Annotated in this window: 20 protein-coding genes; 17 read left to right on the top strand and 3 right to left on the bottom strand. The window is 43.7% G+C overall.

What is annotated here, in order from left to right; genetic code table 11:
• Nucleotide 1 precedes the first annotated feature (1 nt).
• Nucleotides 2–3,145, top strand: coding sequence for an efflux RND transporter permease subunit (locus IEV16_RS01060; RefSeq protein WP_188363806.1), 3,144 nt, complete (start codon nucleotides 2–4; stop codon nucleotides 3,143–3,145).
• Nucleotides 3,146–3,402: 257 nt separating this feature from the next.
• On the opposite strand, the gene trhO is transcribed toward IEV16_RS01060, so the two are convergent.
• The gene (gene trhO, locus IEV16_RS01055; RefSeq protein ID WP_188363805.1) at nucleotides 3,403–4,404 is read right to left on the bottom strand and encodes an oxygen-dependent tRNA uridine(34) hydroxylase TrhO; all 1,002 of its coding nucleotides are present in this window, start codon (nucleotides 4,402–4,404) and stop codon (nucleotides 3,403–3,405) included.
• A 284-nt stretch (nucleotides 4,405–4,688) separates the two neighbouring features.
• On the opposite strand from trhO, the gene IEV16_RS01050 reads away from it, so the two are divergent.
• From IEV16_RS01050 to hsdR, 12 genes are all read left to right on the top strand, one after another.
• On the top strand, nucleotides 4,689–5,150 hold the full coding sequence (locus IEV16_RS01050; protein WP_188363804.1) for a hypothetical protein: 462 nt from the start codon (nucleotides 4,689–4,691) through the stop codon (nucleotides 5,148–5,150).
• Nucleotides 5,151–5,224: 74 nt separating this feature from the next.
• Nucleotides 5,225–6,046, top strand: a complete 822-nt coding sequence (locus IEV16_RS01045) for an ABC transporter permease (protein WP_188363803.1) — start codon at nucleotides 5,225–5,227, stop codon at nucleotides 6,044–6,046.
• Nucleotides 6,043–6,969 carry an ABC transporter ATP-binding protein gene (locus IEV16_RS01040; protein ID WP_188363802.1) on the top strand — a complete coding sequence of 309 codons (927 nt, stop codon included), beginning with the start codon at nucleotides 6,043–6,045 and terminating at the stop codon, nucleotides 6,967–6,969. The genes IEV16_RS01045 and IEV16_RS01040 overlap by 4 nt, the downstream gene beginning before the upstream one ends.
• 8 nt (nucleotides 6,970–6,977) lie before the next feature.
• Nucleotides 6,978–7,274 (top strand): hypothetical protein, encoded by a 297-nt coding sequence (locus IEV16_RS01035; protein ID WP_188363801.1) that lies wholly within the window; start codon nucleotides 6,978–6,980, stop codon nucleotides 7,272–7,274.
• A gap of 422 nt (nucleotides 7,275–7,696) precedes the next feature.
• Nucleotides 7,697–9,172, top strand: coding sequence for a type I restriction-modification system subunit M (locus IEV16_RS01030; RefSeq protein ID WP_188363800.1), 1,476 nt, complete (start codon nucleotides 7,697–7,699; stop codon nucleotides 9,170–9,172).
• Nucleotides 9,169–10,422: a restriction endonuclease subunit S gene (locus IEV16_RS01025; RefSeq protein WP_188363799.1), complete on the top strand. Its 1,254-nt coding sequence runs from the start codon at nucleotides 9,169–9,171 to the stop codon at nucleotides 10,420–10,422. The genes IEV16_RS01030 and IEV16_RS01025 overlap by 4 nt, the downstream gene beginning before the upstream one ends.
• Nucleotides 10,415–12,493: an ATP-binding protein gene (locus IEV16_RS01020; protein WP_188363798.1), complete on the top strand. Its 2,079-nt coding sequence runs from the start codon at nucleotides 10,415–10,417 to the stop codon at nucleotides 12,491–12,493. Before IEV16_RS01025 ends, IEV16_RS01020 begins: the two co-directional genes overlap by 8 nt.
• A gap of 209 nt (nucleotides 12,494–12,702) precedes the next feature.
• The gene (locus IEV16_RS01015) at nucleotides 12,703–13,014 is read left to right on the top strand and encodes a type II toxin-antitoxin system MqsR family toxin (RefSeq protein WP_188363797.1); all 312 of its coding nucleotides are present in this window, start codon (nucleotides 12,703–12,705) and stop codon (nucleotides 13,012–13,014) included.
• Nucleotides 13,015–13,035: 21 nt separating this feature from the next.
• Nucleotides 13,036–13,503, top strand: coding sequence for a type II toxin-antitoxin system MqsA family antitoxin (locus IEV16_RS01010; RefSeq protein ID WP_188363796.1), 468 nt, complete (start codon nucleotides 13,036–13,038; stop codon nucleotides 13,501–13,503).
• A 109-nt stretch (nucleotides 13,504–13,612) separates the two neighbouring features.
• Entirely contained in the window at nucleotides 13,613–15,082 is a 1,470-nt protein-coding gene (locus IEV16_RS01005) for an ATP-binding protein (RefSeq protein ID WP_188363795.1), read from the top strand.
• 41 nt (nucleotides 15,083–15,123) lie between these two features.
• A complete protein-coding gene (locus IEV16_RS01000; RefSeq protein WP_229728202.1) occupies nucleotides 15,124–15,465 on the top strand; it encodes an HTH domain-containing protein in 342 nt (113 codons plus the stop codon).
• On the top strand, nucleotides 15,462–17,927 hold the full coding sequence (gene hsdR, locus IEV16_RS00995; RefSeq protein ID WP_188363794.1) for an EcoAI/FtnUII family type I restriction enzme subunit R: 2,466 nt from the start codon (nucleotides 15,462–15,464) through the stop codon (nucleotides 17,925–17,927). The genes IEV16_RS01000 and hsdR overlap by 4 nt, the downstream gene beginning before the upstream one ends.
• 139 nt (nucleotides 17,928–18,066) lie before the next feature.
• Here hsdR and IEV16_RS00990 read toward each other — a convergent pair whose 3' ends face one another.
• On the bottom strand, nucleotides 18,067–20,073 hold the full coding sequence (locus IEV16_RS00990) for an NADPH-dependent 2,4-dienoyl-CoA reductase (RefSeq protein ID WP_188363793.1): 2,007 nt from the start codon (nucleotides 20,071–20,073) through the stop codon (nucleotides 18,067–18,069).
• Nucleotides 20,070–21,083 (bottom strand): beta-N-acetylhexosaminidase, encoded by a 1,014-nt coding sequence (gene nagZ / locus IEV16_RS00985; protein WP_188363792.1) that lies wholly within the window; start codon nucleotides 21,081–21,083, stop codon nucleotides 20,070–20,072. The genes IEV16_RS00990 and nagZ overlap by 4 nt, the downstream gene beginning before the upstream one ends.
• A gap of 213 nt (nucleotides 21,084–21,296) precedes the next feature.
• Between nagZ and IEV16_RS13480 the strand changes: the two genes are divergently transcribed.
• The 4 genes from IEV16_RS13480 (at nucleotide 21,297) to IEV16_RS00965 (ending at nucleotide 26,177) form a co-directional block, all read left to right on the top strand.
• The gene (locus tag IEV16_RS13480) at nucleotides 21,297–23,852 is read left to right on the top strand and encodes a S8 family serine peptidase (RefSeq protein WP_188363791.1); all 2,556 of its coding nucleotides are present in this window, start codon (nucleotides 21,297–21,299) and stop codon (nucleotides 23,850–23,852) included.
• Nucleotides 23,853–24,196: 344 nt separating this feature from the next.
• Nucleotides 24,197–24,517, top strand: a complete 321-nt coding sequence (locus tag IEV16_RS00975; RefSeq protein ID WP_188363790.1) for a hypothetical protein — start codon at nucleotides 24,197–24,199, stop codon at nucleotides 24,515–24,517.
• A 27-nt stretch (nucleotides 24,518–24,544) separates the two neighbouring features.
• Complete coding sequence (locus IEV16_RS00970) at nucleotides 24,545–25,549, top strand: S8 family peptidase (RefSeq protein WP_188363789.1); 1,005 nt, start codon at nucleotides 24,545–24,547, stop codon at nucleotides 25,547–25,549.
• A 124-nt stretch (nucleotides 25,550–25,673) separates the two neighbouring features.
• Complete coding sequence (locus IEV16_RS00965) at nucleotides 25,674–26,177, top strand: ECF-type sigma factor (RefSeq protein ID WP_188363788.1); 504 nt, start codon at nucleotides 25,674–25,676, stop codon at nucleotides 26,175–26,177.
• Nucleotides 26,178–26,188 lie beyond the last annotated feature (11 nt).

The raw sequence follows: 26,188 nt of genomic DNA, 5'->3' as shown, positions 1-26,188 counted from the left end.
TATGGCACGCTATTTTATTGAACGTCCGGTTTTTGCCTGGGTGATTGCCATCATTATTATGTTGGCCGGGGCTTTAACCATTACCAATTTACCGGTGGAACAATACCCGACGGTGGCACCGCCCACAGTGGCCATTAATGCCAGTTATCCCGGTGCTTCGGCCAAAACTGTTGAAAATGCGGTCACCCAGGTGATTGAACAACAGCTCACCGGCATTGATAATTTACGTTATTTCAGTGCCTCCAGTCAGGATGGTTCAGCCTCGCTGACCTTAACCTTTGAGCCGGGTACCGATGCCGATATTGCACAGGTGCAAACCCAAAACAAAGTGCAAGGTGCGATTACCCGTTTGCCCCAAGAAGTACAAACGCAAGGGGTAACGGTGACTAAATCCAATGATTCGTTTTTATTGGTGGTGGGCTTTTATTCCGAAGACGGTTCTGTCTCACAAGGCCAACTGGGTGATATTCTGGTGTCAAACTTTCAAGACCCGATTTCGCGTCTGAAAGGGGTCGGTAATGTCCAGGTGTTCGGCTCACAATATGCCATGCGTATCTGGTTAGATCCGGATAAACTGGTTAATTTCAGTATGACGCCCGGGGATGTGCAAAACGCCATCCGCGCGCAAAACACCGATATTTCAGCCGGTCAATTGGGTGCTTTACCGGCCATTGACGGACAACAAATCAATGCCACCGTTAAAGCCCAATCACGGTTACAGACCGTCGATGATTTTAAAAATATCATTCTGCGGGTCAATACCGACGGTTCTCAGGTCCGCTTAAGTGACGTTGCCCGGGTTGAATTGGGTTCTGAATTTTACAGCACCATTTCACGCTTCAAAGGCAAGCCGGCCTCGGGTATGGCGGTGTCTTTATCCACCGGTGCCAATGCCCTGGAAACCGCCGATTTGGTGAAAGCCAAAGTCAATGAATTAGTGCCCTATCTGCCTGAAGGTGTGGAAGTGGTGTTTCCATTTGATACCACCCCGTTTATTGAAAAATCGATTTCATCGGTGGTGATGACCATGATTGAAGCGGTGGGTTTGGTGTTTTTGGTGATGTTGCTGTTCTTGCAAAGTTTCCGCGCCACCTTAATCCCGACCATTGCCATTCCGGTGGTGTTGCTGGGTACTTTTGCTATTATGGGGGTTTTTGGCTACACCATTAATGTCTTGACCATGTTTGCCATGGTGCTGGCCATCGGTTTGTTGGTGGATGATGCCATCGTGGTGGTGGAAAACGTTGAGCGGGTGATGGAAGAAGACGGTCTGGACCCAAAAGAAGCCACCAAAAAATCCATGGACCAAATTTCCGGTGCCTTAATTGGTATTGGTGTGGTGTTATCAGCGGTATTTGTGCCGATGGCCTTTTTCCCGGGTTCCAGTGGTGCCATTTATCGTCAATTTTCGATTACCATCGTTTCGGTGATGGGACTATCGGTGCTGGTGGCACTGGTGTTGTCGCCGACCATGTGTGCCACCTTCTTAAAGCCGAAAAAACCGGAATATGACCGAACAAAAGGGTTTTTTGGCCCCTTTAATCGCGGCTTTGACTGGGTGCGAAATAAATATGAAGCCGGTACTTCGCATATGGCGCGGCGTATATTACGATTTGCGGTCATTTACGGCCTCATTATTACTGTTATGGCCTTACTGTTTACTTCCTTGCCCAAATCGTTCTTGCCGGATGAAGACCAGGGCACCATGTTTGTTCTGGTGGACACACCGGTGGGTGCATCTGCAGAACGGACCCGTGAATCGATGCAAAAAATTGAACATTATCTGTTAACTGAACAGGCCGATACGGTTGAAGGCTTCTTTACCGTGGTGGGTTTTAGTTTTTCAGGTTTAGCACAAAACGCCGGTATGGGCTTTATTCGATTAAAAGACTGGGAAGAACGCCCCGGTGATGATTTGAGTGTTTTTGCGGTAAGAGACCAAACAAATTATGCCTTCTCACAATTAAATGATGCCAGAGCCTTTGCCATTATTCCGCCACCGATTCAATCACTGGGTAACGCTTCGGGCTTTAACTTTCAGTTGGTTGATCGCGGTGGTGAAGGTCATGAAGCCTTAATGCAAGCCCGTAATCAGGTGCTGGGTGCGGCTGCGCAAAATCCAAATTTAGTGGGTGTTCGGCCGGGTGGTTTGAGTGACGTGCCACAGTTAAAAATCAACATTGACAATGAAAAAGCCGCCACCATGGGGCTGGATTTAAGCGAGATAAATCGCACCCTGCAAATTGCCTGGGGTTCCAGTTACGTCAATGATTTTCTGGATCGGGGCAAAGTCAAAAAAGTCTACATGCAGGGTGAGGCATCCAGTCGCATGGTTCCGGAAGATTTGTCGAAATGGTATGTGGCTAATAACCAAGGCCAAATGATACCTTTTGATCGTTTTTCAACCATGGAATGGGAATATGGATCGCCCAAATTAGAGCGTTTTAATGCAGTGCCGTCTATGAACATTCAAGGTCAACCGGCACCGGGTATCAGTTCTGGTGTGGCCATGGATGAAATAGAACAAATTGTGAATAATTTGCCCGGACAGTTTGGTATTGAGTGGTCTGGCTTATCCTACGAAGAACAAGAAAGTGGGGATCAAACAGCGGCACTATATGCCATCTCCGTCCTCATTGTGTTTTTATCCTTAGCAGCATTGTATGAAAGTTGGGCAGTTCCTTTGGTGGTGATTCTGGCTGTGCCTTTAGGTGTACTTGGTACTGTATTGGCGGCTAAATTATTTGGTATCCCCAATGATGTGTATTTCCAGGTGGCCTTATTGACAACGGTTGGTTTGGCTTCTAAGAACGCCATTTTGATTGTTGAATTTGCTCAGGATCTGAAGCATGAGGGCATGGGTATTATGGAAGCCGTGGCAGAATCAGCGCGTCAAAGGTTTCGACCCATTATCATGACGTCAATGGCCTTTATCTTAGGTGTTTCGCCATTGGCATTGAGTAGTGGTGCCGGTGCGGTTAGTCAAAACGCCATTGGTATCGCTGTTATTGGGGGTATGTTGGCTTCGACCATGGTGGCTATTTTGTTTATTCCCATGTTTTTTGTCGCGGTAGAAAAAGTATTTTATCGTGAAAAAATTACCCCACAAAAAATTGGTCAAGAGAAAGCCATTGATACCAAGTAAGTCATAAGTTTAGCGCATGATTGATATCATGTAGCGACACTTACCCACAGAAAGCGGTCATTATTTGGCCGCTTTTTTTTGCCCTTGTTCCCGCAAATATCAAAAGTATCCGACAGTTAGTCAGAATTAAAAACAATTTAAAAAGATTAACCACAAAGTCCACGGAGAAGACACAGAGTGCACAAAGAAATGCGTAAAATGAAGACTTAGTGTTCTTTGTGAAAACCTTTGTGGTCTTTGTGGTTAAACAAAAGACGTTAGCTGTCGATTTTATTCTGTTGCTGAGACTTGGCCGTTTGTAGGGCTGCCTTTTTCTCAGCCTGACGCTGCTTTAAGATTTGTTGGGCTTCAAGACCCAGATGTGCATCACCGCGTTGTTTCGCCAGTTGCATTTGTTTTTCGCGCATGGCAAATTGTTGGCGTTGTTCTTCCGTGGTTTTATCATAACAATGCGGACAACTCACGCCTTGTTGGTAGTGCGCTGATTGTTTATCAGCCTCAGTAATGGGATAGCGACAGGCGTAACACTGGTCGTATTGGCCTTTTTCAAGATCATGGTTAACTGCCACGCGATTGTCGAAGACAAAGCATTCACCCTGCCATTTGCTGTCTTCTTTGGGGACTTCTTCTAAGTATTTTAAAATCCCGCCTTTGAGGTGATAAACCTCTTCAAAGCCCTGTTCCTTTAAATAAGCGGTGGATTTCTCACAACGGATACCACCGGTGCAGAACATCGCGACCTTTTTATGCTTCTCAGGGTCGAGGTTTTCTCTGACATAGGCCGGAAATTCGCGGAAAGTTTCGGTTTTGGGATTCACCGCTCGCTCAAAAGTGCCGATATTGACCTCGTAATCATTACGGGTATCGATTAACGTTACCTCCGGATCCGAAATTAAATCATTCCAGTCTTTAGGTTCCACATAGGTGCCGACAACGCGCTTGGGGTCAATGCCTTGCACACCCATGGTGACGATTTCTTTTTTGAGTTTAACTTTACTGCGATAAAAAGGCATTTCATCAGTTAACGATTCCTTGCTGTCTAATTCCGCCAGACGCTTATCCTGGCGTAACCAATCAAGTACCACATCAATGCCTTCTCTGGAACCGGCGATGGTGCCGTTAATACCTTCTTCGGCCAGCAATAGGGTTCCTCTGACATGCTGCTGTTTCATCAGCGTCAGTAGGGGGTCGCGTAAGGATTCAAAATTTTCGAGGCGCACAAAATGGTAGAGTGCGCAAACCACAATCTGTTGTTTCATCGTATTAAGCTAACCTGAACGTAAATCAGGTGCTGTGTAAAAAGTCGCATTATAACAAAATTATGTTAGTGGTTGCCGATGGGGTTCCTTGATTGCAGACGTATTATTTCATCCTCATCAATTCATAGCAAAAAACCACCATCAATTTTGTGAAATATCTAACATTTTAAAATATTGCTGTCATAAAAAGGGATTTTGCTGTGTTAGAATAAATAAGACATTTTTTAATGTTTGGCCACACAGGTGGTTCACGTATTAACAATTAACTACAATGGGAGATTTCTATGAAAGTAGCAGCAGGTGTGATTTTAATTATTGCCGCGGTCTTTAATTTATTTGCGGGTTTGGCTTATTTAGGCGGTGGTGCCGCTTCAACGGGTTTTTCAAAAGCCATGAATTCAACGCATATGGAACAAACACGTTCACAAATGACTGAAGAACAACGGGCTGAAATGGATAAGGCCTCTGAAGCCATGGGCTCAGGCGGTATGGGTCTGATGGCCTTTGGTGTGTTTTTATTGGTGAGCGTGGGTATTTTAATTGCCGGTGCCGTGTTCTTATTCACTGCTAAAAAAGCCCAATTTATTATGGTTGCAGGGGGTGTGGCGATTCTCGCTGAAGTTATCGGGATATTAATCACCAGTTTTGGTATCACCAATGTGGTTGGCCTGGTGGGTGGCGCTTTGGCCATTTACTGTGCCAAAACAATGGGTGGCAATGCCAATGCACCGATTGAAACAGTTTAATTATTGGCTGATTTCATAGGTAAATTTTAAGGAGCGAGTTCATCGCTCCTTTTTCGTTTTGCGGGAAAAATTAAATGACATTACGAATCGGCACCTTAAAGAAAATTGTTTCACATGATTTGTATTATGCTTTGCGCAGTGCGCGGGGCGTTTTATTTCTGGTCTTTTTTGCGGTCTTTTGGCTGTGGATATTCACCAAATTCGGCCATGTAGATACCGGGTGGCTGAAAAGCCCTGACAGCTCCTTTATTCTGGCCTGGTTATTCGATGCCAAAACCGCCCAATCCTTGTTTACCGACCGGCATCCGGGTTTTTCGCTGTACTATTTAATCGCCATTAACACCGCGCCGTTTTTTGTTTTATTTGCGGCCAGTGACCAGACGGCCAATGACATCGGCGGACAGTATCTGCGCTTTTTATTGCCCCGCTGTTTACGCAGTGAAATATACCTGGGACGTTTTATCGGCGCGGTTTTACTGGTATGGATGGCCTACGCGGTGGTGACCTTACTGGCCATGTTGTGGGTGGTGGCGTTGAATGATGCCAAACTGACCGAGGTTTTTTTTGATGCTTTGTGGATGATTGTCTGTCTGGCTGTCTATGCCGTACCTTTTGTTGCCATGATGTCTTTATGCTCCGCTTTGGTGGGTTCAGCGGCCCTATCGGCTTTACTCGGAATCGGTTTTTATTTTATTGTCACCATTATCGTCTCGGTGATGGGTTTTCAGTCGGATCTGCTGGCGGATGTGATAGCGTATATTCTGCCCAACACCATGAAAAGTGAGTTGTTATTGTTTGAATTCGGCGCGCTGATTAAAGCGGTTGGTGTCAATGTCATTTATATGGCCGTTTACTTTTATTTAGGCTGGCTGATTTTTTCACGGAGGGATATATGAATTCAGGATTCGCCATAACAACCCGACAACTGAGTAAACAATACGGCGCGCAATTTGCCGTACAGAATTTAGATGTCGAGATTAAAAAGAACATCACCACCGGTTTAATTGGTCCCAACGGTGCCGGTAAAACCACACTGATGTCGCTGATTTGCGGTTTTATTAAACCCAGTGACGGCACAGTTAATGTATTGGGACAAGAACCCAACGCCGTGGATTTAAAAAGCCGTGTTTCGATTCTACCGCAGGATGCGCATTTTCTGAAATCACTGTCGGTTAAAGTGCAACTGACCATGCTGGCGGAATTACAGGGTTTTGCCAAACAAGCCGCCCGCAAAGAGGCCTTGCGTGTGCTGGATCTGGTGGATTTAATTGAAGCCCAGAATAAACTCCCCGAGCAAATGAGCCACGGCATGCTGAAACGCTGCGCCATTGCCCAGGCCTTAATGGGTGAACCGGAATTAATCTTACTCGATGAACCCACCGCCGGATTAGACCCAAGCACCACCGATAACATTAAAGCCGTGATTAAAAACCTGCAGAATAAAGCCACGATTATTATCAGCTCGCATAATTTATCGGTGATTGAAGACCTTTGTCACGAAGTGGTGATACTGGATAAAGGCCGCTTGCATGCGCACCGTGAAATTGATCAGATTGTGGTGAAACAACAAGCCCTGACCATAAAACTTACCGACCATCCCACGGCTGAACAACTGGTACATTTAAAAGCAGCTGATTGGGTTAAAGACATTAAAGTCGGTAAACCCGGCAGTTGCGTGATGGTGGTCTATTACGACCCGCAACAAACCGACGGCATCGAAATCAGTTTATTACAGGTACTCAAAGACATGAACATGGGCTACCGGGAATTCACCAAAGGCGAACGCCTGCAGGAATATATGACCGATAACTTTAAGTAAGGACAGGTATGGATGTCATATATTTATACGCTGATTTCCTAAAATACTTTCTGGCGCTGATTGTGGTCGGCATTAGTTTAAAATATCGTTTTGTCGATCCGGCCAAGAAAGAACCGCTCATACTGATGGGCAAGAAAGTCGGTCGCCATCAGGTCACCGGCTTCGCCACCATTGCCTTTCTCGGTGTAATCATTCAACTGGTGGCCAATACCGTCAAAGGCCTTGAAGATTTATCCTTTTTCCAAGACCCCGTCATCACCACCGGCTTCGGCGCGGCTTTTTTGATTTTGGTAACCGCTAAATGATTAAACGACGTCAGTCGTCCCGGCCACTACCTTATCCCTTATAACGTGGCACACCTCCATCCCTGGAGGCGAGCGAAGTCGAGGGACCTCCTAACGCAACCCAAAACCTAAAACACCGCGACGCCTTCGGACTTGATCCAGAGGCCCAGTTCACAACGTGAACAAATGCGAAGCATTTCAATTACTAAAATTTGTCACATACCCTTAAAACCAACGGCAGTCATTTTCGTGCTCGACACGAGAATCTCCCAAACGCCACCATAAGTCGCACACCGCAAAGCTTTAAAGAAATTTCTATTGCAAATTTTTCTACGATTGGGCAAAGTGATTAAAAAAATAAAACTGTTTAAATAGTCATTAACAATTTTAAGATTTGCTGAGAAAAGGCATTCCGAATAATTTAACATTAAAAAGGACATTCCATGTTTGAACAAACCTTTAAAAACATTGACGATATTTTATGGAAAGACTCCGGCGCTGACAGTGAGCTGGATTACATTGGGCAGACGTCCTGGATACTGTTTCTCCGATACCTTGACGAGCTGGAAAAGGACAAAGCCGATGAAGCTGAACTCAAAGGTGAAGCGTACCAATTTATTTTAGATGAAAAATACCGTTGGAGCCATTGGGCCATGCCCAAAGATGCCGATGGAAAATTAGACCATCATGTGGCGATGACCGGACCGGATTTAGTGGCTTTTGTCGATGGTCAGTTATTCCCCTATCTGGCCGGTTTTAAACAAAAGGCCGAATCAGCCGAAACCATCGAGTACAAAATTGGTGAAATTTTCTCAGAACTGAAAAATAAAATCCAAAGCGGCTATAACCTGCGTGAAATCCTGGAATACGCCGATGCCTTACCATTTCGCTCCAGCAAAGACAAACACGAACTGTCGCATCTCTACGAAACAAAAATTAAAAACATGGGTAATGCCGGGCGTAATGGCGGTCAATACTACACGCCCAGACCCTTAATTCGAGCGATGATTGAAGTTATTGATCCACAAATCGGTGAAAAAATCTATGACGGTGCCGCCGGTTCCTGTGGCTTTTTGTGTGAAGCCTATGAGTACATGTATGAACGCATGGATAAGACCACAGAAAACCTCAAAACACTTCAGGAATCGACGTTCTACGGCAAAGAGAAAAAGAACCTCGCCTATGTTATCGGCATCATGAACATGATCCTGCATGGCATCGAAGCCCCGAATATTATCCACACCAACACCCTCGGCGAAAACATCCGCGACATTCAGGAAAAAGATCGCTACCATGTGATTCTCGCCAATCCGCCGTTCGGTGGTAAGGAACGCAAAGAAGTCCAACAAAACTTCGATATTAAGACCGGCGAAACCGCCTTTCTGTTTTTACAGCATTTTATTAAAGCATTAAAAACCGGCGGTCGCGCCGCCATCGTGATTAAAAACACCTTCTTAAGCAACACCGATAATGCCGCGATTGCACTACGCAAACAGCTCCTCGAAAGCTGTCACCTCCACACCATTCTCGATATGCCCCAAGGCACCTTTCAAGGCGCCGGTGTGAAAACCGTGGTACTGTTTTTCCAAAAAGGCGAACCCACCAAAAACATCTGGTACTACCAACTCAACCCCGGCCGCAATATGGGCAAAACCAACCCATTGAACGACAAGGATATGGAAGAATTTGTCAAACTCCGCACCAAGAGCTTGTCGAAAAGTCAACCGGGCGAAGAAACTGAACAATCATGGAACATCAAAGTCGCAGACATTGACGAAACCACCCTGGATCTCAGCGTTACGAACCCCAACACCCCTGAAGAAGCGCCGCTCAGAAGTCCAGAAGAAATTTTGAGTGAAATGGAACAACTGGATGTGGAAACGCAGTCTATTTTGAAAATGATTAAAGAACTGATATGAAAGCGGGTTGGGAAATAAAGTTATTGAGTGAACTGTCTGAAGTAATAACAAAAGGAACCACTCCGACATCTGTTGGATTTAAATTTCTAGAAAAAGGAGTGAATTTTGTAAAAATTGAGTCGATATCTGAAAATGGCAAATTTATTAAAGAAAAGTTTGCTTACATATCAACAGAAGCACATAAGGCCCTTAAACGATCTAAATTAAAAGAAGGTGACATATTGTTTTCAATTGCAGGCGCTTTAGGTCGAACTGCAATAGTAACAAATGATATTTTACCTGCAAATACAAACCAAGCATTGTCAATAATTAGACTTAAAGAAAATCCTGAGTTATTAACTAATTATGTATTTTCAGCATTAACGTCTGGCTATGCTCTTGAGCAAATCAATAACTTAAAAGGAGGAGTTGCTCAACAAAACTTATCATTAGGACAAATGAAAAGTTTTCAAATCCCAATCCCACCCCTCACCGAACAAAAACAAATTGTCGCCATCTTAGACAAAGCCTTTGCCGCCATCGACCAAGCCATAGCCAATATCGAAAAAAATATCCAAAACGCCCAAGAACTGTTCCAATCCAAACTCAATGAAATTTTCAGCCAAAAAGGTGAGGGTTGGGAAGAGGAAATTTTTGATAACGTAATTTCTTCGTCTCTTATAGGTCTTGTAAGAAACAGTAAGCAGCAATCAAACGAGTTTTCATTTCGTTATTTTAAAATGAGTAATATTAAAAATGAGAATGGTATGGATGAATCAAAATTTACTTACATTGAGGCTAGCACAGATGAAGTAAATAAATACAGTTTAAAAAATGGGGATTTTCTTTTCAATACTCGGAATAGCTATGAATTAGTAGGAAAGACTTGTGTCTATAAATCCACATACAAAGCCCCGGTTCTCTTTAATAACAATATTTTAAGAGTAAAATTTAAAGACTTTTTACTTTCTGAATTTGTTGCATACGCTTTTTGTTCACCAAAGGTTAAAAGCGACCTTGAGAATATGAAATCTGGAACCACAAGTGTCGTGGGCATTTACTATAAGTCGTTAAAAAATTTGAAAATCCCAATTGCTCCTGTTCAGATTCAGAAAGAAATTGTTCATGAACTTGAGTTATTCGAGAATCAAAAAGATTGTGTAATAAATATTTTTAAAAATAAACTCGCCTCACTTGATGAATTAAAAAAATCCATTCTACAAAAAGCCTTCGCTGGGGAGCTGACTGAAAACAAGGAATATCATGCGTAGAAGACACCGACTTATATTTTTAGGGATATCTTTGATTATTTTAATAGGTGTAGGTTTTTATGCAAAAGGCAACTTTGATTTTTTACTTAATGATTTTTGGTTTACATCTGGCTTCTTATTGCTGATATTGCTTTCATTGATCGATCAACCTCATTTCTCAACAGATGCCAATGTTTTTATTAACGGAGTAGCAGGTGGCATTTCATTGTTACTGGTTGAACAAGAATTTCGTACACCCATTTTTTGGTTCTTTTTGAGCGGAGTGGGCTATTTAGCAATTTCTAGTTACTTGTTGATGTGGAACAGAAGTCAGGCCTTGCCAATGGAAAACAAACTCATTCAGTTTGTTTCGAGAATAAACAGATTGATTGGTAAGCCACAAGCATTGTTCTCAGCATTTTTTCTGTGGGGGGCATTGATTCAATTTGGAATGAGTACAAAGGGATTTAATGCTTTGCTTTTGTATTGGGTTATATTCATGATTCTAAATGTTCCTTCAATTGCATCAACTATAGATCAATTATTTGAGAGAAATACTGAATTTAACGCAGAGAATGCTATAGGTAAGATTTTCAGTGTGCAGTCAGGAAATATATACCTTGCAAAGCTTTTTAAAAAACAAAAAGTAACGCCGTTCAGCTTTGTTGAATTTAAACATAATAATGAAATTAAATTTGGTTTAGTTCTTGATCACACTGTTTTAGAAGAAGAGGAATGGTTTAAGTTCTTGTCATCAAATGAGATTAATAAATGTTTTAACAAAGATGTTTTAAAATCTAAATTTGTTAATGGTGTAGTTTATAAAAATAAAGAACAACCCAATACTGGTATTACAGAAAAACTCGTTGGTGTTGTATCTGAGAATTCCAACATAGGTTCTTTGAAATTCACTTATAACTCAAAAATTCCTGTTCAAGAAGGGCAGCTTGTAGAGGTTAATATAAATAATTGCCTTGTCTATTATCAAATTGTTGAAGGTACGACAAGAATTGACTCATTAGAAGAAAAAAATCAATCCAGTTTTATTACAGGAGAAGCTATTCAGTTGGGGTCATGGAATCATGAAAGTACTAGCTTTGATAAATTTGGCTGGGTTCCAGTTAATAATTCAACAGTCAAGTTGGCTTCCGAAATAGAAGATGTTCAGGTTGAAGACGGAGAACTGAAAATTGGACATATTCCTAATTCAAACTTTCCGGTTATATTAAGTAAGGAACTAGCGCTAACACACCATACTGCTGTCCTAGGAGTTACTGGAACTGGGAAATCCGTATTTTCAAGAAACCTAATTCGTGAATATTTAAAAGATGAAGATGTTAAAGTAATTTGTATAGATTTTACTGGTGAGTATATTGATGCGTTTAAGGATTTAAAAACTTGCAAAACTATTAATGATAATGATTCAACCCAAATATTTAATTTACTAGACGAAGTAGTAAAAGAATCAGACAAAGGATATAAAAAAGATCAAACCGTTATTGATGAATATAAAAGGGAATCAGCAAAATTATTTAAAAAGTCACTGGAGGACTTTTTAAAAGGTGATGATGTCTTATCAATTTTTGAGCTACCAGACGTATCTAATTCATGGTCAATTCTTGAATATACAAGAATATTTTTTCGGATTTTATTTTTTTTGGCAAAAAAAGAACAGTCATTTGGTAAGAAAGTTTGTATAGTTTTAGAGGAGGCACATACAATTATCCCAGAACCAACTTCGCTTGGAGTCTCTGATTTTGCATCAAAAGCTGCAGTTAACAGCATTGCTCAAATTGCATTACAGGGAAGGAAATACAACATAGGCTTGTTAGTTATTGCTCAAAGAACAGCTAATGTTTCAAAAACAGTGTTGACGCAGTGTAATACAATTATTTCTTTTCAGGAGTTTGATAAAACAAGCAGTGAATTTTTAGCTAATTACTTTGGTGAAGGAATTGCTAACACTTTACCAAACTTGAAATTCAGACAAGCGATTGCAGCTGGGAAGGCAATGAAATCAAATGTACCAATGATTTTTGAAGTTCCTGAAATAGATGAAAATTTGTATAAGAATAGTGAGAATGGAATCTGATATGCTCTCCCGAGTCAAAAAAGTCCATTCCATTAGACCCATAGCCAATATGGCATCGGTATCAATAATTGTCATTCTTATGCAAAATTCCTGTCAAAAATCTTTCTATCAATCAAAAAAACAACCTAAACCGCTTAATAGCCTAGGTTTAGCGCTAAAACCATTTGATTTTACGCAAAAAGTAACCATAATGGTTATATGGAGAGTTAATGCCACATTATGATTTAGACAAGGTCAGGGAAGCGGCTCAGCGTTTGGATATTGAATACCGCGGTTTGAAAGTTCGGTTGGATATTGCAAATTTAGGCTATGAATTGAAGGATGTGGCGGATTGTATCGAGAAATTGACAGCGAGCCATTTTCACAAAACCATAAACTATGAAGACGGTCAAATTGATGATGTGTATAAATGCATGTATCAAAAAATCAATGAAGATGAAGTATTCAATGATGAACTCTATATCAAATTGAGTTTACACGATGATTGCCTGAGCATCAGCTTGGGATCATTTCATCTTTGAGGAGAATTAAGAGGTAACAATATGAGTTATTGTAAAAAGTGTCAGTCACATGACATCAACATATTAACAAGCAAAGAAACGGTTAAATACAAAGGACAGGATATTCCTTTTAACATTGAATATTCAGTGTGTAATAACTGCAATCATGAGTTCGTTTCAAAACAACAGATCCAACGTGGTGATGATTATCTTCGTGATGCTAAAAAAGTCATCGACGGTCTGTTAACTTCCTCAGAAATCAAACAAGCCAGAGAAGAATTGGGACTGACCCAAGCGCAAGCGTCTCAGGTCTTTGGTGGTGGTGCCAATGCCTTTTCAAAATATGAGCGTAATGAAGTGACGCAAAGTAAAGCCATGGATAAGCTGATTCGTGTTTGTTTGGATTATCCTGTGGTTTTTAATGACTTAAAAGCGCAAGAAGGCCTATCAGATGTCGTGGTTGCTGATAGGACATACGAAAATAATGTTATGGAAAGAAACTTAAAATAAATAATTCTGATGAACGAAGCCCAAACCAAACACGATCTGATTGAACCTGCTTTGCGGAATGCTGGCTGGCGACTGTTAGAAGTAAATAGTCTTTGCAAGGATTGGAACCATGAATGAAAAAGAGTTACAAATAAAACGGGATTTGGTATTGGTAGAAGAAATTCTTGCAAACAACAATGAATTTACCTGTGTAGAGTTCAAACACAATAATTCGGATACCGAAATGATTGGCAAGTTGATTTCGGCATTATCAAACGCGGCTCGAATTGAACAACAGGACTTTGCTTACGTGATTTGGGGTGTTGAAGATGAAAGCAAAAACATTTTAGGTACCAAGTTTGATCCTGATACTAAAAAGGTTGGTAATCAAGTTTTCATCATGTGGCTAACTCAAAAGCTCAAACCACGGTTGGCATTTAGTTTCAGAAAAGTGAAGCACCCGGAAGGCTTACTGGTTTTGTTGGAAATTCCGGCAGTCATTAATACCCCAGTTGAATTTGATAAGATTTCTTATGTGCGTATTGGTAGCGCCACACCTCGATTGTCTGACTTTCCTGAGCACCATAAAAAATTGATTGTGAATTTGCGCCCTTACAATTGGGAAAAGGCCATCGCTAAATCTTTTGTTACTTCAGATGAGGTGCTTAAATTATTAGATTACACTTCATACTTTAAATTCACAAATCAAAATTTACCTGACAACAAGTCTGGTATTCTTGAGCGTTTAGCTGGTGATTTCTTGATAGTTAAAGATGTCGGTAGTCATTGGAATATCACCAACCTTGGCGCCATTCTTTTTGCTGAGAATTTAGATGATTTTGGTTCATCCGTTTCCCGTAAAGGGATTCGCTTTGTTTCTTATGATGGAGAAAATAAAGCAGGCACGATTAAACAACGTATTGATGGCAAAAGAGGCTATGCCAGAGCTTTTGAAGGCATTGTTTCATACATAAACGATTTATTACCAGTGAATGAACATATTGGTCAAGTTCGACGACAGTCAATGTTACTGTTTCCTGAAATTGCCATACGCGAAATTATTGCTAATGCCATTATTCACCAGGATTTCACGATAAGCGGTATGGGGCCTTTGGTCGAATTATTTGACAGTAGGTTAGAAGTTACCAATCCTGGTAAATCATTAGTTAAGCCTGATAGAATGATTGATTTACCGCCACGATCACGGAATGAGGCTTTGGCTTCCTTGATGCGTAGAATGAATTTTTGCGAAGAACAAGGTACTGGACTGGATAAGGTGGTGATTAGTATTGAGATTCATCAACTGCCACCTCCTAAGTTTCAAGAAAATGATGATTCTATGAGAGTTGTTTTATTTTCTCCTCGTAGCTTTGCTGACATGTCTGTGAATGAAAGAGTCCGTGCATGTTACCAACATGCAATCATCAGATATTTAGAAGGTAAAAAATTAAAAAATAAATCTTTATGTGGGCGTTTTGGTATTGAAAAGAAGAATGCTGCGCAAGCAACCAAAGTGATAAATAAGACTCTGGATATGAATCTAATTAAAGTGGCTGACCCTGAACATCCAAGAGGTGGATATGAACCATTTTGGGCATGATGGTTTTCTTGACTCTGTTTTGATTCTGGGTAGCATAAAACATGGCTCTAGTTTGTAACATGCTGATAAATAATGTAATATTTAACTATTACTTTCTTGACTCTGTTTTGATTGATGCCTGCTTTGAAGAGGGTGCTCTGAAGAAAACCCGGAATACATTTGGAGCAATTTCGGAACGAGTTCGGAACGAGTTCGGTATTAAAGTTGAAGAGACATTTAAATTAATAAACAAACACCCTGAATATTCAGCTGAAAAAATGGCTGAAAAATTAGGTGTCACTTCAAGAACCGTAGAAAATCATCAAGCCAAACTCAAAAAGGCCGGATATATTGAGCGAAAAGGTGATAATCTTGGTGGTCATTGGATAATTGTAAATAAATGAACGAAGCTCAAACCAAGCACGACCTGATTGAACCTGCTTTGCGTGACGCCGGCTGGGGTGTGGTTGAGGGCAGTCGTTTGGTGTTGGAGTTTCCGATTACGCAAGGGCGTTTAATAGGGCAGGGTAGAAGGGCCAAGCCTTTAATGGCTGATTATGTTTTAGAGTATAAAAACCGTCGCATTGGTGTTGTTGAAGCCAAGAAAAGGGATGTCTATTACACCGATGGTGTGGGTCAGGCCAAGGATTATGCCGAACGATTAAATATCCGCTACACCTTTGCCACCAATGGTGTGCAGATTTACAGCATTGATATGGAAGCCGGGACGGAAGGCGATGTAAAACGCTTCCCGACACCCGATGAATTATGGGAAATGACGTTTCCTTCGCCGATTGAAAATTACAAAAAAGAAATCGCGCGCTGGCGAGAGCGCTTATTTTCAGTGCCGTTTGAAGATCGGGGTGGAACGTGGCAACCACGATATTACCAAAATAATGCCATCAGCAAAGTGCTGGAAGCCATTGCCGCCAAGCAGGATAGGATTCTTATTACCTTGGCCACAGGTACAGGAAAGACCGCCATCGCTTTTCAAATCGCCTGGAAGTTATTCCATGCCAAGTGGAACTTGAAAAGAGATGCGAGTCGTCGGCCGCGTATTTTATTCCTGGCCGATAGAAACATCCTGGCTGACCAGGCGTTTAATTCATTCAATGCCTTCGACACCATCGATGAGAACATCAAGGTGCGTATCCGACCGGATGAAATTAAGAAAAGAGGCAAAGTTCCGACCAATGCCAATATCTTCTTCACCATTTTTCAGACTTTTATGACCGAAGTACAGCAAGGTCATATTATTCCGGATGAAGACTTAGAGTATCCGATGGCCGCGGAAGATCAACCGGGTTACAGTAAGCCGTCGTTTAATTTTGGCCAGTACCCGCCTGACTTTTTCGATTTAATCATTATCGATGAGTGCCATCGTGGGGGCGCTAATGATGAAAGTTCCTGGCGCGCCATTATGGAACATTTTTCACCGGCGGTTCAATTGGGATTGACTGCCACACCCAAACGTGATGTCAATGGTGATACCTATGAATATTTTGGGGAGCCGGTTTATACCTATGCCCTGAAAGAGGGCATTAATGACGGTTTCTTATCACCTTTTAGGGTCAGAGAAATTCAAACCAATTACGATGAATACACCATCACGTCAGACGATGAGATTATTCATGGTGAAGCTGAAATCGGCGATACCTTTACTTATAAAGATTACGGCCGAAAAATCATTATCGAACAAGTGGAACGCTTTCGGGTTAAGCAGTTTTTGGATTTAATTAACCAGAACCACAAGACCTTGGTGTTTTGTGCCACTCAGGTACATGCTGCATATATTCGTGACCTGATTAATCAACTGTCGAAAAGCACCAACAGCAACTATTGTCACCGCGTCACGGCGGATGATGGTGCGATGGGTGAACGGCATTTAAGGGATTTTCAGGATAATGAGAAAAATATTCCGACTATTTTAACCACCTCACAAAAACTCAGCACCGGCGTGGATGCGCCGGAAATCCGGAATATTGTGTTATTACGACCGGTGGAGTCGATGGTTGAATTTAAGCAGATTGTCGGGCGTGGTACACGGTTATTCGACGGAAAGGACTATTTCACTGTCTATGATTACACCCGCGCTCACAAACACTTTAAAGATCCGGCTTGGGACGGTCCGGCTGAAGCGCCGGATGCGGTCGATGGAGAACCCAAACCACCGTGCGATATTTGTGGGCAAAAACCCTGTGCCTGTGAAAAAGCAGAACCTGAGATGTGTGCCGAATGTGAGAATGCGCCTTGTGTCTGTGATACACCCGCAAAACAGTTGGTCAGGATAAAACTCTCCAATGGTAAAGCCTTAGAAATTGATGGCACGGTAAAAACCATGTTCTGGGACCCCGATGGGACACCGATTTCAGCCGAAGAATTTATCAACCGTTTATTTGGTGATTTACCTGCGTTATTTAAAAATGAAGAGCAATTGAGAAAATTATGGAGCAATCCCGACACCCGGCAGCAGTTACTAACTGAGCTTGAAGAAAAGGGTTACACCAAAGACCAGTTAGATGATTTAAGGCAATTGGTGCGGGGTGAAGACAGCGATTTGTTCGATGTCTTAAATTATGTCGCTTACCACAAAGATTTAGTCCCCAGAGCCGAACGCGCCAGCAGAGCACACCATAAGCTGGCTGATTACACGGATGCCCAACAAGAGTTCCTGGATTTCGTTTTGAAACAATATGTTACCAATGGCGTATACGAACTGGATAATGATAAATTACCCAGTTTACTGCAATTAAAATACCGCGCCATCCAGGATGCCAAAGCCCACCTTGGTGACCTGAGTTCAATTAGAGAGGCGTTTATCGGTTTTCAGAAAAACCTTTATAACAGTTATTCTGCTCGGTTTTAAAAATAAATATTAACCACAGAGGTCACAGAGAATACACAAAGTACGCAAAGTAAGTAAAACTAATACTTCGTGTTCTTTGTGACAACCTTTGTGGTCTTTGTGGTTAAAAATAGTTGGCTCTTTTAGTGTTGATGTTTTTTTATAAGCGCTGGCCGAGCAGGGTGCCTTGTTTGATGGCGCGTTTGGCATCGAGTTCGGCGGCCACGTCGGCACCGCCGATGATGTGGTAGTTGTCCTGTTCTTTATAGAGACCGCGGTTGGAGATTTGGCCGGCACAGATGACCACATGATCGACGTCGAGAATTTCCGGCTGGCCGTCACGTTCGATATGGAGTCCGGCGTCATCTATTTTGATGTATTGTACGCCTGTCAAAGGTTTAACCCCTTTTTTGCGGATGCTGAGGCGGTGAATCCAGCCGGTGGTTTTACCCAGGCCTTTACCGGGTTTGGTGCTTTTTCTTTGCATCAGGTAAAGGGTGCGGTAGGATTTTTCATCGTGCGCTTTGGTGACCCCGCCGGGTTGTTCGATGCTTTGATCAATACCCCATTCTTCACAGAATTCATCCACCGTCTGGGCCTGGTCGGGGTTTTCTACTGACAGGTATTCAGCCACATCAAAGCCGATTCCGCCGGCGCCGATGATGGCGACTTTCTGGCCGGCTTGTTTTTGACCGGAGAGTAATTCGCTGTAAATAATGACTTTATTGTGGTCAATACCGGGTATTTGCGGCACCCGAGGCGACACGCCGGTGGCAACCACCACTTCATCATAGTCATTGAGTTCTTTGGGTGTGACTTCATAATTCAGTTTTAACTGGACACCGTGTTCTTTCACCAAATACTGAAAATAAGCCATGGTGTGGACAAATTCCTCTTTGCCCGGGATTTCAGCGGCGTAATTAAACTGGCCACCGATTCTATCGGCTTTTTCAAATAAAGTGACCGTATGGCCGCGTTCGGCCAGGGTGGTGGCGCAGGATAAACCGGCCATGCCGGCACCGACCACCGCAATATTTTTCGGTGAGGTGGTCGGTGTCGTAACATATTCTGTTTCATAACAGGCTTTGGGGTTGACCAGACAAGTGGCACGCTGGGCCTTAAATACGTGGTCAAGACAAGCCTGGTTACAGGCGATGCAGGTGTTAATGGCTTGCTCCTGGCCGAGGCGGGCTTTTTTCACCAAGTCCGGGTCCGCCAGGAATGGTCGTGCCATGGACACCATATCGGCCTGACCGCCGGCCAGAATATTTTCAGCTACTTGTGGATCGTTAATGCGGTTGGTGGTGACCAGCGGCACAGACACATGCTCTTTAACTTTTTCCGTCACCCAGGCAAAACCGGCCCGTGGTACCATGGTGGCAATGGTGGGTATTCGGGCTTCATGCCAGCCGATACCGGTATTAATAATACTGACGCCGGCCTGTTCGATGTCTTTGGCCAGCCGAATCACTTCGTCGATGGCCAAGCCGTCTTTGACCAGTTCCAGCATGGACAGTCGGTATATCAATATAAAATCATCACCCACCGCCTGTCGCGTTTGAGTGACAATCTCGCGGGCAATGCGGGTGCGGTTTTCAAAAGATCCACCCCAGTCATCGCTTCGGTCATTAGTTCTGGGTGTAATAAACTGGTTAATGAAATACCCTTCAGAGCCCATAATTTCAACGCCGTCATAGCCTGCTTTTTGGGCCAGTTTGGCACAATTGACAAAATCCTTAATTTGCTTACGAATCTGTTTGTCGTTGAGCTTTTTGGGTTTAAAGGGTGTGATGGGTGATTTTTTGTCGGTGGCGGATACGATAAACGGATGGTATCCGTAACGTCCGGCATGCAATATTTGCATGCAGATTAAACCGCCGGCTTGATGCACCGCGTCAGTCACCAGTCGATGACGTTTAACCTGAAAACCGTATTTTAAAAAACCGGCCATTGGTGCGGTCCAGCCGGAAATATTCGGTGAAATGCCACCGGTGACAATAATACCGGCTTCACCTTCGGCCCGTTCTTTAAAATAGGCGGCCAGTTTCGGGTAGTTTTTAGCGCGGTCTTCTAATCCGGTATGCATGGAGCCCATGAGTACACGATTTTTAATGGTTTTTGAGCCAATGGTGAGTGGTTTGAATAAGTGCGGGTATTGTGTGCTCATAATTTTTGTAAGTTGTTGAAAGCATTTTTGGCTTGTTGCCAGCGTTGGTGTTCCCAGAAGGGTCGGTCTGTATTCAGTGTTGAGCGGCCTTTTAGTTTAAGCAGCCGTTTAACAGTACCCGGATAACCCGGTGCATCCCTGTGATCGATTTGGGATAAAAGTTCAGCGCATAAATCAGCTTGACACACCAGGGCTAAATCAACATGGGCTTTGCGACAAGCCAGATAGCGTTGTTTTAAATCACCGACACCGGTGGCACCGGTCATGGCCAAATCATCACTGATAATAATGCCGTTAAAATTAACTGTGTCTTTCAGGTGCTTAATCCAATGGGGTGAAAAACCGGCGGGATGATTATCGACGTCACTGTAAATGACATGGGACATCATCACAGCATCTATTTGTCCGGCGGTGATTAAGGTTCTAAAAGGCACCAGATCCAGGTTTTCAATGGCATGTTGTGGGCGTTCGTCCCGGGTGATGTGGTGGTGAGAGTCGGCTTTCACGGTGCCATGGCCCGGGTAATGTTTGGCAGTGGTTTTCATACCGGCTGTGTGCATGGAACCACAATACATGTTGGCCAGCTCAATGACTTGGTGAGGGTCCTGGCTAAAAGACCGGTCACCAATCACGTCGCTGCCGTTGTTAATATCCAATACCGGTGTAAAGCTTAAATCAATGCCAATATTAAGCAATTCTGCGGCCATCAACCAGGCATGCAGATGGGTCATTGACAGGCCTTGTTCTCGATTGCTTTGGTATCGATGGCCCAATTCACCCAAGGCCGGAAGCTGACTAAATGGTGGGCCAAAACGAATCACCCGACCGCCTTCCTGATCTACGGCGAGAATAAATTCATCACCACGAATGGCGCGGATTTGTTGCACCAGATTCTTTAATTGATGATGATTTTGATAATTTCGGGCAAAAAAAATCACACCGGCCACCAAAGGGTGGGACAGGTGTTTTTTATCTTGTTTGGTGAGTGTGGTCCCTTGTATACCAATCATTAACGTCGTCATAGGGGCATTATAACTTAATTAATTGAATATGCATCATGCGAGCAGAATGTTAAATCTGTCACAAAAAAACAAATCATTAGTTTTACTAATCGTATTGATAACATATAATCATTGCGGTTTTGGTATTGACTGAACAATAAAAATAACCAAGGGATGCCAAAACATTGTTGTTTTCTTTCAAAAAGAGGAGAGTAAAGTCCTATGATGTTTTATAAAAAAGCGACCATCCCGGCGATGGTCAGTATGGCATTGGCTGCCGCTTCGACAGCCTGGGCCCAGGATGATTTACTGTTTGATCGCCAAATTGTTAAATCCCCACTCAAAGTACAATCGAGTCAAACACACACTTATCAAGCCCAAGCCCATCCCTTAACCCAGTCCATTATTGTTAAGTTTAAATCACCTTCAAAAAACACCAAATCTGCCATCAATCAAGTGGCCGCCATGAGTCAAAAAATGGGTGTGAATTTTGAATTTAAACGCCATATGTCCGGTGAAGCTGAAGTCTGGCGGGTGGCTAACCTGAATAAATCCGGCTTTATGGATTTGCAATCTGTGGTTGAACAATTGAACGCAGACGACCGTGTTGAATATGCTGAAGTGGATGCCTGGATTGTGCCTTACCGAACACCCAATGACAGCCGTTATAACGAACAATGGCACTATAAGAATACCACAGGCGGTATGCGTTTACCCGGCGCCTGGGACGAAAGCACAGGCTCCACTGCGGTGACTGTGGCTGTTTTGGACACCGGTTATCGACCACACCCTGACTTAGTGGGTAATGTGGTGAATGAATACGACATGATATCCAGTTCATCGGTCGGTAATGACGGTAATGGCCGGGACAGCAATGCCCAGGACCCGGGTGACTGGGTAACGGCCAATCAATGTGGTGGTACCCATGATGCCCAGGACAGTTCCTGGCATGGCACCCATGTGGCCGGTACCGTGGCCGCGGTTTCTGATAATGGAACCGGTGTGGCCGGCGTGGCCTGGAATGTTAATTTAGTGCCGGTGCGTGTATTAGGCACTTGCGGCGGATCATTGTCTGATATTGCTGATGGTATTCGCTGGGCCGCCGGTTTAAATGTCAGTGGTGTGCCCGCCAACAGCAATCCGGCGGATGTGATTAATATGTCACTGGGTTCTTCCAGTCCGACCGCCTGTAGCTCGACTTATCAAAATGCCATCAATGCCGCTTATAACGCCGGTGCTACCATTGTGGTGGCCGCCGGTAATGACAATTCATCATCAGGTTATCCGCCGGCCAATTGCAGCAATGTGATTTCAGTGGCCGCCGGTGCCAATGACGGTGCCCGTGCTTATTATTCGAATTATGGATCAACCATTGATATCACCGCCCCGGGTGGTGACGGTTGTAATCCGAACACTAACAGTGAACCGACTTCTTTAAGTGATTGTGAGGGTGGTGTGTGGGACGATTCACGGATGATTTTATCCACTTATAACAGCGGCACTCAAGGTCCGGGCAGCAACAATTACGGTTGGTTGCAAGGTACGTCCATGGCGGCACCGCATGTGGCCGGATTAGCGGCTTTGATTAAATCAGTGGACGGTTCTTTGACTCCGGCCGAGGTTGAGCAAATGATTAAAGATTCAGCCGACAGTTTTGCCAGTGTTCCCGATCATCAGTGTACCACCAGTATCTGTGGTGCCGGATATGCCAATGCGACCGCGGCCCTGCAACTGGCTGCCGGTGGTGGCAACCCACCGAATCCAGGCGATACCGTCCTCACCAAAGGGGTGGCTGTGACCGGTTTATCGGCGGCCAAAAATGGTCAGTTAAGATTTACTTTGGCGGTGCCATCCGGTGCGTCTAATTTAAGCTTTAACATGAGTGGGGGCAGTGGCGATGGTGATTTATACGTCAAATTCGGCAGCGCACCGACCACCTCCAGTTATGATTGCCGACCCTGGAAATCAGGTAACAATGAAAATTGTGACTTTGCCAGTCCCCAGGCGGGTACTTATCATGTCATGATTAATGCCTATTCCGCCTTTAGCAATGTATCTCTGGTGGGTGATTATGACACCGGCAGTAATCCACCCGGTGGCGGTGCATTGACCAACGGTGTGGCTGAAACCGGTTTATCCGGTGCCGCCTCGTCTGAAACATTTTTCACCTTAGACGTGCCATCAGGCGCCAGTGATTTGAGCTTTGTTATGAGTGGTGGCAGTGGTGATGCGGATTTATACGTTAAATATGGCAGTCAACCCACCACGTCAAGCTATGATTGTCGGCCCTGGAAATCAGGTAATAATGAAACCTGCAATATCAGCACTGTGCAAGCAGGTACTTATCATGTCATGATTCGTGCTTATTCCGCTTACAGCAATGTCAGCCTGGTGGGCAGCTACACTGAAAATTCAGGCGGTGGTAACCAAAACTTTTATCAGAATGGCAACAATGTCAGTATTCCTGATAATAACGCAGGCGGTGTGACCAGTGATATCAATGTCAACCGTTCGGGTAATGCCGGTACCGTTGAGATTAAGTTTGATATTGTCCATACCTGGCGCGGTGATCTGTCGGTTAAGATTATTGCACCCAATGGTGCCTCAGCGAGCTTACATGATCGTACCAACAGTAATGACAGTACCGATAACCTGTCGAAGACGGTGAGTGTGAATGCCTCGTCTGTTTCTGCATCCGGTATCTGGAAACTGGAAGTGATTGATCATGCCGGCGGTGACACCGGTTATATCGATTCCTGGAGTATAGAGTTTCAATAACAGGTAATAGTCCATGCAATGAAAAAAGCACGTCATAAATTGGCGTGCTTTTTTATTGACTATTTTTTAACACAGATATAACATAATTAAGATTAAGGGGGGGCAATACTGAAGGGGAAAGTCTCATGTCTGTCATTAACCGCCATTTTGTATGTCGTTTCATTATATTTGTGCTATTAGCTTATTGCGGAATAACGCACGCTTCTGAGTATCTACCAGGTCATCTAAAGTCCAGTGGACAAAAAATTAATAGTACCGGCACATACCATACCAACAATCAACGCATCATTATAAAATTCAAAACACCCAGTCGGTCTGTGAACTTTGCTGAAAATCGGGTGCTGATGATGAATCAACAATTAAACACCAATTTTGAGTTTAGGCGTTTGATGTCCGGGCAGGCGGAAGTTTGGAATGTGAATGGATTTGACAGAAGTCTCTACAGTGATTTATCGGCTGTGATACAGCAATTGAATCAGGATCCTTCTGTTGAGTATGCTGAAGAAGATGTTCGGATGGTACCCCATCTGGTGCCCAATGACAGCCTATACAATCAGCAATGGCATTATAAAGACACCATCCCCGGTATGCGTTTACCCGGCGCCTGGGATGTCAGTACCGGATCGATTGCCGTTAATGTGGCGGTTTTAGACACCGGTTATTGACCCCATCCGGATTTATTGGCCAATGTGGTGAACGAATATGACATGATTAATGATTTGTTTACTGCCAATGATGGTGATTTACGTGATGGCAATGCACAAGACCCCGGTGATGCGGTCAATGCCAACGAATGTGGTTATCCTCATAATGCCAGAGACAGTTCCTGGCATGGCACCCATGTCGGTGGCACGGTAGCAGCGGTCTCCAACAATGCTATGGGTGTGACCGGTGTGGCCTGGAATGTGGGGCTTATTCCGGTGCGGGTTTTGGGAAAATGTGGTGGTTGGTCCTCTGATATTGCCGACGGTATTCGTTGGGCGGCGGGGCTCAATGTTCCGGGTGTGCCGAATAATTTATTACCGGCAGATGTGATTAATATGTCCTTGGGGTCGAGCAGTCCCGGTGCTTGCGGTAACACCTATCAAACAGCGATTGATGCCGCATTTAATGCCGGCACCACCATCGTTACCTCTGCCGGTAACAGTAATGACAATGCCAATTACCAACCCGGTAACTGTAACAATGTAATCAGCGTAGCAGCCAGTGCCAATGATGGCGCCAGAGCCTATTATTCAAATTTTGGTGCCACTGTGGATATCACGGCTCCGGGTGGTGATGGCTGTAATCCAATCAACGATAATTATCCCAGCTCATTGGCAGACTGTGAAGGTGGGATATGGGACGTCACTCGTATGGTTTTATCGACCCATAACGCAGGAACAAGCATCCCGGCAGCCGATAATTACAACTGGCTACAAGGCACTTCCATGTCATCTCCGCATGTGGCGGGTTTGGTGGCTTTGATTAAATCCGTGAACCCGAATCTCAGCCCGGCTGAGGTTGAACAAATCATTAAAAATACCGCAGAACCGTTTGCCACTGTTCCGGATCATCAATGTGACACCAATCTATGCGGCGCCGGTTATGCCAATGCGACAGCCGCCTTGCAACATACATTGGTAACATTAGGTCCGGATTTAATTTTCTCTAACGGCTTTGAATCGGATATTATATTTAAAAATGGATTTGAATAAATAACGACCCATGAAAAAGCACATTTATTAGAATGTGCTTTTTTTATGATTGATTCATATCTTTGGCACATCGTCCATTGGGTTTTGTATAATTAAAATATCTTCTCAAGAGACTACACATAAAATGCCCCAATCGCCCCCATTGGATGAACAGTTATACCGTCAATTAAGACAACTGGCCAACACCCTTATGGTTAAAGAACGCGCCGGTCATACCTTATCACCCACCGATCTGGTGCATAATGCTTACCTTAAGTTATCTGCCTATGAAGGCCAATTCGAGGATAAAAAACATTACTACCGAACCCTGGCACAACAGATGCGACGCCTGTTGATTGATTACGGCCGCTATAAAGGTGCTGCCAAAAAACATGGGGCTGTGCAGGCCTTGTATTACACCGATTCTTTGGGCGTCAGTACCGAGCCTATGGACATGCAGGTTTTAATGAAGGCGGTGGATGCGCTGGCCGACATGGATTCTCGCAGCCACGACATCACGCAACTTGTGTATTTTGCGGCGGTTCCGATCAAGGAGGTGGCAGATATAATGGATCTTTCAGTGGCCACGGTGGAACGTGATTTGAAATTTGGCCGGGCGTTTATCATTGATTTTATTTATGAACAGTAAATGTTTTGGCA

Origin of the sequence: Marinicella pacifica, assembly GCF_014636635.1 — a bacterium.
Lineage (GTDB): Bacteria > Pseudomonadota > Gammaproteobacteria > Xanthomonadales > Marinicellaceae > Marinicella > Marinicella pacifica.
The sequence above is the reverse complement of the archived record's forward strand: the minus strand, read 5'-3'. Positions and strand labels throughout refer to the sequence as shown.